Here is a 13,783-nt window from a genome sequence, read left to right as displayed (position 1 = left end):
TTGTCAATACTTTTTTCAGATTTTCTGATTTTTTTTGTTGAATTTTCAAAATATCTGTGATACTATTTACTTATAAAAAGGAGGAATTCGATGAGTGACGATACAATCAAAAAAAATATTTCTAAAAATATTGGTAAATATAGAGAACAGGCTGGTCTTAGCCAAAAAGAATTAGCAAAAAGATTAGGTGTTGTTCCTTCTAGAATATCTAATTGGGAAACTGGAGCAAATTGTCCTACTATTGATATACTATTTGAAGTTTGTGAAATATTGAATGTTTCTATTAATGATATTTATGGAATATATCCAGACTCAAAATTCATTTTAAAATACGGAGAACAAGAATTATTAAAGAAATATAGAGATTTGGACCCTATTGGTCAAGAACACGTTAATACCATTCTCCAATGGGAAACAGAAAGAATGAAATCCAAAAAAGAAGAAAAGCCGACCAGAATAATCAGCTACTATCAAAAACTTGCATCTGCCGGAACAGGAGAATATTTATTCAGTGATATTCCAACTGATTTTATAGAAGTTGAAGATAACGAAAAATCAAGAAACGCAGATTTTGTTATTGGGGTAAATGGGGATAGCATGAAGCCTGTATATAACGATGGAGATAAGGTATTTGTAAAGAAAACAATTGAATTATCTGTAGGCGAAATTGGAATATTTATTGACGGAAATAATTGTTATATAAAGGAATTGGGTGAAAATGAGCTTATTTCCATTAATAAAGAATATAAAAATATCAAAAATTTAGAGAATGTAAAAGTTATTGGAAAAGTTTTAGACAAAGTAGAATAACATTTATTTCGAACCATATTTAGGAGTTATGGAATTGATATAAAAACGTTTTGTTGACATCAACAAAATGACAAAAAATCGATAAAAATAATAATCACAGATGTAACAGTATCAAAAAGGAGATGAGACGCTATGATGTACCCATTTATGACACTAAATGATGAAACCGAAATTGTACATTCTGAAATGAAACCAGATGGTCGCGTCAAAGTATATATTGAAAAGCCAGACGAAAAAGTCTGTTTTAAACATGCTACCTGCTGGCTTCCTGATTACACTTGGGAAGATATTTATGGATTCTCCCAAAATGACATTAAAAAAATTCAGGAAATCATTGAATCAACAGCCAATCTCATTTTGGAATTTTCACAGGAAGGGGGCTTCCAAGGTGCCGCAAATCTTTAGGTTTGGTCCATACTGGGTTTACTTTTGGACAAATGAAAATAAGCCACTTGAACCGATACATGTCCATATTTCCAATGGGCATCCTTCCGGCAATGCAACAAAAATATGGATTACCCGTAAGGGTAAGTGTTATCTTTGCCACAATAATTCTAAAATACCAGAAAAAACACTTCGAAATATGATGAGAATGATTGAAGCCAGGAGTACAGAAATTATTGAAAAATGGATTGCTTATTTTGGAGAAATTCAATATTATTGCTAGAATATACACATTCCTTTAAATAGCAAAAACCGCCTCTTCTACCAAATTTAGGAGTTATGGAATTAATGTAAAATAAAAGGAGATTTTAACAATGAACAAAGACGAAATGAAAAAGAAGTATGGTCCTTATTATATTGCAAATGTCATTCGTATTATTGACAGCCGAACCATTATTGTAAATGCCGGCAGAGGCGTTTTAAAAATAGGTGATATCGTACAAGTCTATGAGATTGGCGAAGAAATCTTAGATCTCGATGGTACACCACTTGAGCGTTATATCTTTTGCAAAGATGAGTTGGAAGTTATTCGTACAGAAAAAACCTTTTCCGTGTGCCAAAAACCTCTAATGGAAAAAACTTCTTCCTCTACCGCAGCGGCTTTATCGCCTCTTTTGGAAACCACAAGAAAGGTAGCAGTTCCATTAAATATAAACCGTGATGATATCCAAAAATTAACGCCTGAAAATGTATGTATAAAAATTGGAGACCCTATAAAATTAGCTTGACATTATATCTCAAAACTGGTAAGATTATCTCAACAGAAATGGTCGTTGTTGAGATGACTAGCGAAAAACCCTCTTACCAGTTTTGGAAGGAGGGTTTTTTTCTTTTGAACAACACATATGATAAACCATTCAAAACATATGAACAAATGATTGCGCTTATGGAAAGTCGTAATATCATTGTTGAAGACAAGGAGTTTGCGATAACTGCTCTGCAAAATCTTTCTTACTATGGGTTAATTAATGCATACAAAAATACATTTCTTCAAATTCCAGATTCCGATGATTTTATTAATGGTACTAAATTTGAAGAGTTATATACACTCCATCTTTTGGATGTATCTTTAAACAGCATAATTTTTAAGTATATTTTGTATTTAGAAAAAGCTTTAAAATCAAGAATATCATATCTGGTATCAGAAAAATATGGTGTATTTACAGACGCCAGTGACAGAAGTTTCTCTAACCCTAGTGACTATTTATGCAAAAGCAATTATACAAACTCCAATAGAAAACGTATCAATATCCTGATTGGTTTAAAAGAAAGTATTCACCAGTCAAGAAATAATCCAAGTATGCAGCACTACATTAACCATCGTAATCATATTCCAGCTTGGATTTTAATTACAAATCTTTCTTATGGTTTAACTATTGAATGGTATAACATACTGAAAAGCTGTGATAAAGAGTCTATTTGTAATTCTTTTATTTCTTCTGGCATCCTTACTATTGAAGAAACTAAAGAATTTATGAGAAAATCTCTTGAACTTACTAAAGAATATAGAAACAAAATTGCACATGGAAATAGAACATTTAGTGCATTAAACCTACCGCAACTTCCTAAAAAGCAGCTATTGACACTTAGTTTTAATACAATTATAGAAGAAGAATATAATTCTAAGATGGGGCAAAACGATGTTATGGCTGTATTGCTTGCTCTTAACATTTTATTAAATGACCAATATGTCTTACGAAATTTTTATGAAGAATTGTATTCGCTTCTTTCTCCTTATGCTAATCAAGATACTCATTTTAACACTAAAAATGTTTTTGAAGTATTTGGATTTCCAAATGACTTATTTTCTCGCCTAAATAACCTCTTTGAGCGTAGATTTTTATAAAAATAAAAACCGCCTCTGCTACCAACAGAAACGGCTTTTATAGATACTATACCGGACAAGCCAAAGTGATATAATATCTCCCTAGACAAGTCATATTATATCACTCCTGCACCTGTTCTGGCAAGTAGGTGTATTTTTTATACTATTTTTCATAAATTTTAAGATAGGAGTGGTAATATGAACTATGAATTTATGAAATATAATTTAGAAAACCTAAAAAAAGATGAAATAATTGTATATTTGAGGAAATCCCGTTCTGATGATCCTATGCTGTCTGTTGAAGAAGTCTTGGAGAAACATGAAACTATTTTGGATGAATGGGCAGAAAAAAGCCTTGGTGAAAAGATACCGGAGGAAAATAAATATAGAGAAGTTGTTTCTGGGGAAACATTAAAGGAAAGACCAGAAATCAATAAAGTACTCAGGCAGATAGAATCTCCTAAAATCAAAGCTGTATGCATTGTAGAGCCTCAACGTCTGACAAGAGGTGATTTAGAGGACATTGGTCGGCTAATGAAGCTTTTTAAACATACTCACACCCTAATTATCACTCCACAAAGGATTTATGATTTGCAGGATGAATATGACTGGGATGCCTTTGAAAGAGAGTTAAAACGCGGAAATGATTATCTGGAGTACACCAAAAAGATATTGAGCAGAGGCAGACTACTTTCAGTCAGTCAGGGCAATTATATCGGTTCTGTTCCTCCATATGGCTATGATAAAGCCTTTATTCTGGATGGGAAAAGGAAATGTCCTACCCTGGTTGAAAATCCTGAGCAAGCCGACGTTATCCGTATGATTTTTGAATTATATGTAAATAAAGACATGAGAAGGGCCAGTATATGTAATTATTTGGACGATATGGGAATCAAACCGCCTAAAGGTATACACTGGTCCCCTGCCGCTCTGAAAGATATGCTTGAAAATATACATTATATCGGAAAGGTAAAATGGAACTGGAGAAAAACTGTAACTGTCGTCGAGGACAGTGAAATTATTAAGACAAGGCCTAAGGCACGCATGGGAGAGTTCCTAATCTATGAAGGCCGGCATAAAGCTATAATTTCTGAAGAACTCTTTGAAGCCGCACAGGAAAAGCAAGGCAGAAATCATAGAGCAAAGGCAAAAACCAAAATCAGAAATCCACTGGCAGGTCTTTTATATTGTAGCTGCGGCAGAGCAATGTCTTTGAGATTCTATAAAAATTCAGATGGAAGCGAACGCTGCTCTCCAAGACTATTATGCGATGGACAAAAGTATTGCCACACAACCTCTTGCTTATACGATGAATTAATAGAAAAGGTATGTGAAGTTCTGGAAGATTCTATTCATGATTTTGAAATTTTACTTAGAAATGATGGTAAGGACTCTGCTAAAATTCAAGCAGACATAATAAAACACCTTGAAAAAAAGCTCCAAGATTTGCAAGCTAAGGAACTAGCACAGTGGGAGGCACAGGCTGACCCTGACCCTTCAAATAGAATGCCACAAGAGATATTTAAGCAACTCAATGAAAAACTTTTAAAGGAGAAAGAAGAAGTTCAAAATTCCTTACGAGAAGCTTATGCATCAATGCCAGAGCCAATTTCTTATGAAGAAAAAATCATAAAATTTAAAGATGCTCTTTCCGCACTAAGAAATCCTGATGCATCTGCACAGAAAAAGAATCAGTTATTAAAAAACTGTATTAGCAGAATTGAATACAGGAGAGAACAGTCACAAAGATTAAAAAAAGATACACAGAAGGATGTTAAGCTGAAAGCAGGCGGCAATTGGTCGGAAACACCGTTTGAAATTAATGTAAAGTTATTGTTATAGAACACTTCCAACATTAATGAGCTAATGAGCTGGCACACATGGAAATGATATCTACCATCGTTCACCAGCTGACTCGCGACCTGACGCCGGAGGAAATCGAAAACACCGGCTTTGCAAACTACTATGTTGACCATACGGTCGGTCTATGGCCGCAGGCTGCCGGAGGCATTCCGTTTAATGCCTGTGAATTCCAGTCCAAGGGTGATGCTATCACCGACCTGGTTGAGGATTTGGCTGCCGAGCAAAAGGCACGCTCCACCTATGACAATATTCTCCGGCTGGTAAAGGATCCTGAAGTCTGCGACCCAATCCGCTTCCTCCGCCAGAGAGAACTGGTTCATTTCCAGCGTTTCGGCGAAGCTCTCCGAAGAGTCCAGGATGACTTGAATTTCAAGAATTTCTATGCCTTCAATCCTGGTTTTGATGTAAAGCCTGCTGCCTGTGACTGCCAGAAGTCTTAAGTTTTTTCAAAAAGCAAAGGGGAATGCTGTTTGGCATTCCTCTTTTATACTTGTTTCTCTATGAGCTTTAAAAAATCATCTGCTGACATTGGCTTTGCATAATAATAGCCTTGAATATAATCACAGCCCTTTTCAATCAAATAATCAGCCTGTTCCTTTTTTTCTACCCCCTCTACAAGCACCTTTCGTTTCAGCCCGCCAAGCATCTCAAGGGTATTATCCAAAATCACTTTCATTTTTTCAGACTCGAAGGCTGCCTGTACAATCGTCTTATCAACTTTAACAATTTCTATCGGAAGTGCTGCCAGACGGCTTAAATTAGAATATCCAGTGCCATAGTCATCCAGAGAAAAGGTAACCCCTTCCTTCAAAAGACGTTCCATCTTCTCATTTATACTTTCCGGTAAAATGCTGATTGCTGTTTCTGTAATTTCAAGATTAATCTGTCTGGGCTCCAGGTCATGACAGGCGATATGATGCATCACACACTCTACCATGTCCTCCTGCATGCACTCTACCGCAGACACATTTACCTCAATATACTCAATTCCATATTTTTTCAAATCATGCTCTGCCATAAACCGGCATACGGTATCCATTACATATTTTCCTATTTTTATTATGGCACCATTTTTCTCTGCAATCGGGATAAATTCTGCCGGAGAAATATTGCCAAGCTCTTCATCCCGCATCCGTATCAATGCCTCTGCAGAAGAAAAACGATTCTTTTTGGGAGAATAAATCGGCTGGTACACAACCTCCAAAAGATTCCTCTCCACCGCTTCTTTTACCAGCTTCTCAATTTTGCACTGCCTGAAAAACGCTTCCAAATCTATTTCCTTTAGCTGGATAAGATGTCTATTCTCTTCTCTTCCGAGATTTGCGACAGCTCCGATCAAATCCATAAGCTCCTGAAAATCAGAAGCATCCTGGGGACAATGTATCATACAGCAGCAGCTTTCTAATACTACGTTGTATTCAGATACCTTCCAGGCATTTTTGAATCGCCTGTCTATCAGTTCAATAGCATCCTCCAGTGTCTTAACATCTGCCTTGTTTTCCAAAAGGCAGAATTTATCCTCACTTATCCGACAGCCTCTAATCCCCTGAAACCGTTTAAGGTAAACGGCCACCTCTGATACCAGCTTTTCAATATTATTAATCCCATAAGATTTCTCTAGGATATCATAATTTTCAAGAACAATCACCAGTACGGCAAAGGATGATTTTTCCTTAAATCTTGCCCTGCACAAATCTGAAAAAACCTTTTTATTTAAAAAACCAGTGGCACCATCCAGTATCTCCTCCGGCTTCTGAATCGCCAAAGAACATGCCAGTAAGCCAATTGCCATTCCAAATCCTTCTACCAGAAATGTTGGAAAAATGCCCTGTAAAATAACCGTAATTATTGCCATCATAATAAAGATTCCAAAAGTTCCACTCTGAAACGCAGAAGCCAGCTTATGGTATGTAATCATAAGTGCCAAGGTAAATACCATATAGGCACCGGCAATTACATAAGCAAAGGGAAGAGCCGGTCCACGATGATACGCACCAGCAGAATCAATATAAAAAATCAGGTTTGTTACTGGGCTGAAAAAAATCAAAGCCTCTACTATCGCTGCTGGTATCAGAAGTATTAAAATTCCCTTTATCGTTTTTTCCCTGATATTCATAACAGAGAGGACATAAAGCAAAAAAGCCGGTGGTGTCGCATTTTTCGTAGCAAAATAAACAACATGGAGTATCTCGGATACCTCTATCGGAAATACGGCTGTCACCTGAGTAAGGTGATTTCCCCACAAGCCTATCAGCAAATCGGCAATTACAGACAGCAGCACGATCCATACCATCCTCTTGAAATACTGGTACTGGATAACCGGAACGTTATTTTCTATGTAAAAACTGATTAAAATTACCATCAGAACAAGGATTCCAGATATATCAAACCAGATATTATATTCCACAGTCTGCTGCCTCCTTTTGTTTCTCTTTGGATATCGTATTACTCAAATACCCGGATACCCTCCTTGTCCAGCTTCTGAGACAGCTTAATTATCGTATCAAAATCAGCCAGAAGGGTCTTCGAAATATCCTCTGACTTTTTATAAGCAGTTCTCGCCTCCTCTGGATTGCCATGCTTCAATGCAGTAATCGCCTGGGCTCCATAACCATGTAGCTGCTTGTGCTTTCCTTCAATTCCTTTCCATATAGCCTGAATCTCCTTATTCTTTGGCTCAACTGCATAGTAAAAATGTCCAAATCCACATTTATGCTCATTTGTCTGCAGCGGCTGCGCTTTTTCATTACAAATCATCTTATCCAGTGTTTTCAACCAGTTCTTATGTGCCTCAACGGCCTTATTTACGTTTTCTATAAACATGGCATTATCTGGCATATAGAAGGTGTCATGTGCCATTTTCCCCATTCTCTGGGCCGTATTTTTCAGATTATCTTCAATCGCACACATTGGTGCTATTACCTTGGACAGCTGCTGACTCACCTGATCCAGGTTCTTTGCATCCGCATTAAGTCCCTCCAGTCTTTGATCCAAATAACTGATATGGCTACCCACATCATTCATGGAGCTGCTGATTTCCTCACCTGTAGCAGCAATATTGGTAAGGCTTTCATTTATCTCTTTCAAACGTTCACGGTTATCTGTATTTACCTCAACTACAACAGTAAGGTTATCGTTTATCTGCTCCAATGCCTTTACTGTTGTCTCCACACTCTCAACACTCTGGCTGGAGGCTGCCTGGATATCTCCTACAAATTTCCCCATATTGTCTGTCAGTGCCTTTGTTTCATCAGCCAGCTGACGGATTTCATCTGCAACGACAGCAAAGCCTGCCCCGGCCTCACCCGCTCTGGCTGCCTCTATAGAGGCATTCAAAGCAAGCAGATTGGTCTGGCCGGAAATTGCATTAATATTTGCAATTACCGTCTGCATCTGGTCAATTACTGACATCAGCGCTGCCATATCTGCCTGCATTTTTTTAGAGTCTTCGGAGGCCTGATGGGACAAGCCTTTAATGTTTTCAATATTTTTCTGGCTTTTTTCAATTTCCTCTAAGCTATCTGCTGTATTGGAGGAAATTTCTGCAATGGAAGCTGATAACATCTCATGAGATTTGGAAACCTCATTTGTAATCTCCGTCGTCTGTCTGGAGGTTTCCTTTAAGTCACCGGTCAGCACAGATAAGTCACTGCTGATATTCTGGAGTTCTTCCACCCGGTCACTCACCTGCAAATCCAAGGCACTCATTCCCATTGCTGAAGTAAGCGTATTGCTAACAACCTCCTCAAAGGATTTTCTTCCCTTCATCAGTCTTTCATGAACTTCCAAAAGCTCCCGAGAGCCATTCTGCCTCTCTACGGGCTGCATGTGAACAATTGCATGAATAATTTTTTTATCTTTTCTTGTACGAAGCATAATTTTTACCTTCCCTTCTTTTTTAACTTTATGCTTCTATTCTATTCTTTCTTCTAGGAAAAGACAAGAATTTTGTTGTATTTTCTGTATCATTTCCACTCTGGCTTCAGACATTCTGAAAATACATTACGGTCTACTGTTAATTCAGGCATGCCCATACATCCTGCCGAAACCTGGTATTTATCAAATACAACTACCAAATTTCCCTTTTCATCCCAGTAGCAGTTCTGTTCCGGGTCAAGCTGTGTAAAATTAAACTCATCTCCATACTCCGTATCTATAAAGTAAGCCGCTTCCTCTTCTTCATTTGCCTTTTTCATCTGTTTCAGCAGGCTCTCTGTAAGCACATCAATATAGTTGGAATCCTGCCTAAAAAAGTCCTTTAGTACAAGCTGCTTTCCTGTTGTCTTATCTAGATGATAGATTTTTGAAAAGGCATTTGAGCTAGCCATAACAACAGTTGTATCAATACGGATACTCAGAAGCCTTTTATTATCTGTCAATACCTGATAGCTGGTATCCACCGTTTCCTTACCAAGGTCACCCGCTGCTTTTAAATCAGCCTCATAAGCCTTTTCAATCGTTTCCGTATAATCAGCCATTGTTTGATTCAGGTTTACTTTTCCTTCGGTCAGATTCTTTTTTTCTCCTTCTTCACTTTCAATCTTTGGTGTATCGATGCTAGCTTCATAATCTCCCTGCTTATCTGCAAAGGTACTCAAGGTTACTACCCGGCTGATTGCACCAATAACCGGAATGTTTTCTAGTGCATAGGCGGTTTCAGCCGATGTATTGGACAAAACTACAATCGAAAGTAAAGCCGCTGCCGCAACAGCTCCTCCACCTTTCAGTATAAGAAGCCAGCCACCTCTCTTTTTACTGTACTTTTCTCTTCTTTCTGCCTCCTGGCCTCTTTTAATGGCCTCCTCTACCTTCCCTTTTAGTTCCTCCGGCATCGGTATTTCCTCGTACTGCCGTTTTAATTCTTCCATCTTCTGATTCATAAGCTTCCTCCATTCTTTACTATCCTACAAAATATGCCATATCTCCAAGCTCTATCCTCAGCTTCTGCAAAGCTCTGTAAAGCCTGGATTTTATTGTATTAATATTCTCACCCATGATTTCCGCAATCTCACTTAGCTTCTTATCCTCAAAGAACCGGAGCACAATAATCGTTCTTTCCTTCTCCTCTAGCAGCTTTAAAGCCTCCCTAAGCTCTGTGGCACAGTTATCCTGGATCTGTACGATAAATTCCTCCTTATTTTCCAAATATTCCTCTATAAGTCCTGGCTGCTCCCTTTTTCGTTTTTCCTGTACATCCAGTGCCAGATTACGTACAATCGTAAATAGCCAGCTTATTGTATAATTTTCATTTTTCAAGGTTTCACAGCTTCGTATAGCTTTATATGCGGCCTCCTGAACAATATCCATGGCATCCTGTTCGTTGGAGACATAAGAGTAGGCAAACCGGTAAAGTCTTTCATAATTTTCCAGCAAGGTTTCACTCACCTTGTCTGCTTTTTCTTTTCTACCCAAATTATTTACCTCCTGTCGGGGTCGTCATGACGTTTTTCCTTTATATCTATTAGACAGTATAACCTTTAAAAAAGTTTCAGAAACGAAACATGAAACTTCTCTTTTTCCAATATACATAAATTAAGATTTTCTGTAAAGTTGTTTGAAAGGAAGAATATGATAGCAAAATCCATTCGTGTTGGTCTTCTCTTGGCGGCCTGTTTCTTTGCCGGCCGCTTTAGTGCCATGGCTGTAGACAGATTTCTCGTCCAGCCTACGGCACAAGGCCAGCTTCAGTCAGCTGAAGGAAACTGGGGTTTAAGTTTTCAAGAGGAAGGACAGCCACCAGTTGCCAATGCTACCTTTGAAGAACTTGCAAAATACAATGCCTATTATGCCGAAGACACAAAAGAAAAAGTCCTTTACTTAACCTTTGATGCCGGTTACGAAAACGGTAATACACCGGCTATTTTAGAGGCTTTGAAAAAGCACAACGTAAAGGCTACCTTTTTCATTGTTGGAAATTATCTGAAAACCAGTCCTGAACTGGTAAAACAAATGCTTGCAGAGGGACACATTGTTGGAAATCACAGCTTTCATCACCCGGACATGTCGCAGATGGACCGGGCGGCCTTTGAAAAGGAGCTGGGCGAACTGGAAGCCCTTTACGAAGAAACGATAGGCGAACCAATGAAAAAATACTACCGGCCGCCTCAGGGGAAATACAGCCAGAAAAATCTGGAAATTGCCAAAGAGCTAGGCTACAAAACCTTCTTCTGGAGCCTTGCTTATGTAGACTGGAACCAGGATAGCCAGCCCTCCCATGAAGATGCCTTTGATAAGCTCCTTAGCCGTGTCCATCCTGGTGCTATCGTTCTTTTACACAGCACTTCAAAAACCAATGGAGAAATCATGGATGAGCTTCTGACTAAGTGGGAAAAAATGGGATATACCTTTAAATCCTTAGATGAGCTTCCTTAGCAGACATTTATATGCTGTTCCGAGGTTTTTCTGGCATTTCCTCCAATAATGTGTTATCATGTTGGGAGATTAAAAGAAAGAAGTGAATTATCTATGATGAAAAAAGTATTATCTACCTTTTTAGCCATTACCCTGTTCGCAGTTTCCCTGACTGGCTGCTCTAATAAGCAGGAGACGGAAGTCCCTGTTATGGCCCTAAAGGGACCTACCGCTATGGGTATGGTAAAGCTAATGAACGATGCCGAAGCAGGCCCTGTCGATGGTAACAGCTACAGCTTTTCTATCGCAGCCGCTATTGATGAGGTGACTCCTGCTATTGTCCAAGGAAAAGTTGATATCGCTGCAGTCCCTGCCAATCTTGCTTCTGTTCTGTATAACAATACAGAAGGCAAGGTTAAAGTGCTGGCTATCAATACCCTTGGCATCCTCTATATTGTCGAAAATGGGAATTTCATAACAAGTGTTGCTGACTTAAAGGGAAAGACCATCTATGCCAGTGGCAAGGGGGCTACTCCCGAATATGCCCTGAATTATATTTTAACCCAAAATGGTATCAATCCTGAAACAGACGTTACGATTGAATGGAAAAGTGAACATACCGAGTGTCTTTCTGCCGTTGCTTCTGAAGAAAATGGTATTGCTCTGCTCCCACAGCCTTTTGTAACAACTGCCCAGATAAAGTCAGAAAATCTGCGGGTTGCCCTTGATCTTAATAAGGAATGGGGTGACCTACAGTCTGGAGAAGAGACCGCTTCTGCCATGCTGACCGGTGTTGTTGTTGCCCGATCCGATTTTATCGAAGAACATCCGAAGGCAGTAGCTTCCTTCCTTAAGCGGTATGAGCAGTCTGTTGCATTTACCAATGAGAATCTGGAGGATTCCTCTGCCCTCATTGAAAAATATGACATTGTTCCTGCTGCCGTTGCAAAAAAAGCTGTACCAGCCTGCAATATTACCTGCATCACCGGTAGAGAAATGAAGAACAAGCTTTCTGGCTATTTATCTGTTCTCCTTGAACAGAATCCAAAAGCCGTAGGAGGTGCACTTCCAGCTGATGATTTCTATTACCAGCCATAATTCAGATATAACCCGGGGATCCTGCCAAAAACAGAAGCCCCCGGCAGGCTTAAAGCCCTGGGCAGTTTTTCTCTGGCTTCTCATCTGGCAATTAGCCAGCTGGAAATTAAACCAGCCCATTCTTCTGGTATCTCCTGCTGCGGTTCTTAAGAGGCTTTTTGAACTTACTCTTACTACTGCTTTCTGGAAATCCATTGGCTTTTCCCTGCTCCGGATTTCTACCGGCTTTTTATGTGGTGCTTTTGCAGGCACTCTGTTGGCGGCTCTATCGTCACGTTTTAAACGAATCCGAGAGCTTTTTACTCCTCTGATTCTCTTAGCCAAAACGATTCCGGTAGCCTCCTTCATTATTTTAGTGCTTATCTGGATTCCCTCCAGGAATCTTTCTGTCTTTATCTCCTTTCTCATGGTTCTTCCGGTCATTTATACCAATGTTTTAGACGGTATCTGCTCCACGAACCGTGAGCTTTTAGAAATGGCACAGGTCTTTTCCTTGTCATCCTGGAGAAAAATCCGCTACATTTATATATCCCAGGTACTTCCCTTTTTTAGCAGTGCTTGTACCATCAGTCTAGGCTTATGCTGGAAAGCCGGTATCGCAGCCGAAGTCATTGGCATCCCCGAAGGCTCTATCGGTGAAAACCTCTACAACGCAAAGGTATACATTGATACCCCGGATTTATTTGCCTGGACACTGGTTATTGTTATCATAAGTGTTATCTTTGAGAAATTTGTATTGTTTCTTTTGAAGCTTTTGGTTCATCGGCTTCAAAGGCTATAACTGGAAAGGACGGTGTTTTTATGAAGGCTTCTATTATTTTAAAGGATATATCCAAGGCTTATAATGGCCAGCCCGTACTTTCCAACCTTTCCTTTACTCTTACACCAGGCTCTGTGACAGCCATCACCTCACCTTCCGGTTCCGGCAAGACCACGCTGCTCCGTATTCTTATGGGGCTTACTGCCCCAGACAGCGGCAGCATAGAAAACCTCAGCCAGTATAAAAAAAGTGCAGTCTTTCAGGAGGACCGTCTCTGTGATAACCTCACTGCCCTGGCTAATATTCAGCTCACTGCCCAGCAGGCTTCCAGAGCTGATATTCTAAAGGCTATGGAATTATTTGGCCTCTCTGGCTGTGAAAAAAGACTTACCTATGAACTATCTGGCGGCATGAAACGTCGGATTGCCATCCTGCGTGCTCTCTTTGCCGACTATGACCTTTTGCTCTTAGACGAGCCCTTTAAGGGCCTTGACAGTGAAACTAAAGAAATCGTTATTGCAGAAACCCGCCGACACAGTCTGGGGAAAACCGTTGTTTTTACCACTCATGACCGGCATGAGCTGGAGGGTATGGAAATTAAGCAAGAAATACGTACGTTATAGGGAATAATT

At 39.3% G+C, this 13,783-nt stretch carries 14 protein-coding genes and 1 pseudogene; 11 read left to right on the top strand and 4 right to left on the bottom strand.

What is annotated here, in order from left to right:
* Positions 1-90 precede the first annotated feature (90 nt).
* The 7 genes and pseudogenes from ASU35_RS02265 to ASU35_RS02235 all read left to right on the top strand — a co-directional run.
* A complete protein-coding gene (locus tag ASU35_RS02265) occupies positions 91-810 on the top strand; it encodes an XRE family transcriptional regulator (protein WP_058351479.1) in 720 nt (239 codons plus the stop codon).
* Positions 811-942: 132 nt separating this feature from the next.
* Positions 943-1,215, top strand: a complete 273-nt coding sequence (locus ASU35_RS02260) for a hypothetical protein (protein ID WP_058351478.1) — start codon at positions 943-945, stop codon at positions 1,213-1,215.
* Complete coding sequence (locus ASU35_RS02255; protein ID WP_058351477.1) at positions 1,199-1,477, top strand: DUF4160 domain-containing protein; 279 nt, start codon at positions 1,199-1,201, stop codon at positions 1,475-1,477. Before ASU35_RS02260 ends, ASU35_RS02255 begins: the two co-directional genes overlap by 17 nt.
* Before the next feature lie 91 nt (positions 1,478-1,568).
* Complete coding sequence (locus ASU35_RS02250; protein ID WP_058351476.1) at positions 1,569-1,982, top strand: hypothetical protein; 414 nt, start codon at positions 1,569-1,571, stop codon at positions 1,980-1,982.
* Positions 1,983-2,086: 104 nt separating this feature from the next.
* Positions 2,087-3,100 (top strand): Abi family protein, encoded by a 1,014-nt coding sequence (locus tag ASU35_RS02245; protein WP_058351475.1) that lies wholly within the window; start codon positions 2,087-2,089, stop codon positions 3,098-3,100.
* A 177-nt stretch (positions 3,101-3,277) separates the two neighbouring features.
* Complete coding sequence (locus ASU35_RS02240; RefSeq protein WP_058351474.1) at positions 3,278-4,921, top strand: recombinase family protein; 1,644 nt, start codon at positions 3,278-3,280, stop codon at positions 4,919-4,921.
* 26 nt (positions 4,922-4,947) lie between these two features.
* A pseudogene (locus ASU35_RS02235) lies at positions 4,948-5,382 on the top strand (manganese catalase family protein); the annotation flags it as partial.
* Between the two features lie 44 nt (positions 5,383-5,426).
* Here ASU35_RS02235 and ASU35_RS02230 read toward each other — a convergent pair.
* The 4 genes from ASU35_RS02230 to ASU35_RS02215 all read right to left on the bottom strand — a co-directional run bounded on the left by ASU35_RS02230 (position 5,427) and on the right by ASU35_RS02215 (position 10,354).
* Positions 5,427-7,349 carry a GGDEF domain-containing phosphodiesterase gene (locus ASU35_RS02230; protein WP_058351473.1) on the bottom strand — a complete coding sequence of 641 codons (1,923 nt, stop codon included), beginning with the start codon at positions 7,347-7,349 and terminating at the stop codon, positions 5,427-5,429.
* Between the two features lie 38 nt (positions 7,350-7,387).
* The gene (locus ASU35_RS02225) at positions 7,388-8,818 is read right to left on the bottom strand and encodes a methyl-accepting chemotaxis protein (protein ID WP_058351472.1); all 1,431 of its coding nucleotides are present in this window, start codon (positions 8,816-8,818) and stop codon (positions 7,388-7,390) included.
* Between the two features lie 89 nt (positions 8,819-8,907).
* The gene (locus tag ASU35_RS02220) at positions 8,908-9,822 is read right to left on the bottom strand and encodes an RsiV family protein (protein WP_058351471.1); all 915 of its coding nucleotides are present in this window, start codon (positions 9,820-9,822) and stop codon (positions 8,908-8,910) included.
* 19 nt (positions 9,823-9,841) lie between these two features.
* On the bottom strand, positions 9,842-10,354 hold the full coding sequence (locus ASU35_RS02215) for an RNA polymerase sigma factor (RefSeq protein ID WP_058351470.1): 513 nt from the start codon (positions 10,352-10,354) through the stop codon (positions 9,842-9,844).
* A 156-nt stretch (positions 10,355-10,510) separates the two neighbouring features.
* Here ASU35_RS02215 and pdaA point away from each other — a divergent pair, with 156 nt between their 5' ends.
* The 4 genes from pdaA (at position 10,511) to ASU35_RS02195 (ending at position 13,774) form a co-directional block, all read left to right on the top strand.
* On the top strand, positions 10,511-11,314 hold the full coding sequence (gene pdaA / locus ASU35_RS02210) for a delta-lactam-biosynthetic de-N-acetylase (RefSeq protein WP_058351469.1): 804 nt from the start codon (positions 10,511-10,513) through the stop codon (positions 11,312-11,314).
* Positions 11,315-11,410: 96 nt separating this feature from the next.
* Entirely contained in the window at positions 11,411-12,391 is a 981-nt protein-coding gene (locus tag ASU35_RS02205) for an ABC transporter substrate-binding protein (protein ID WP_058351539.1), read from the top strand.
* Positions 12,369-13,172, top strand: coding sequence for an ABC transporter permease (locus ASU35_RS02200; RefSeq protein ID WP_058351468.1), 804 nt, complete (start codon positions 12,369-12,371; stop codon positions 13,170-13,172). Before ASU35_RS02205 ends, ASU35_RS02200 begins: the two co-directional genes overlap by 23 nt.
* Before the next feature lie 20 nt (positions 13,173-13,192).
* A complete protein-coding gene (locus tag ASU35_RS02195) occupies positions 13,193-13,774 on the top strand; it encodes an ATP-binding cassette domain-containing protein (protein ID WP_058351467.1) in 582 nt (193 codons plus the stop codon).
* Positions 13,775-13,783: the final 9 nt, after the last annotated feature.

This window comes from Acetivibrio ethanolgignens (genome assembly GCF_001461035.1).
GTDB classification, from domain to species: domain Bacteria; phylum Bacillota; class Clostridia; order Lachnospirales; family Lachnospiraceae; genus Velocimicrobium; species Velocimicrobium ethanolgignens.
Note: the sequence above shows the minus strand (reverse complement) of the source record. Positions and strands in the feature narration are given on the sequence as shown.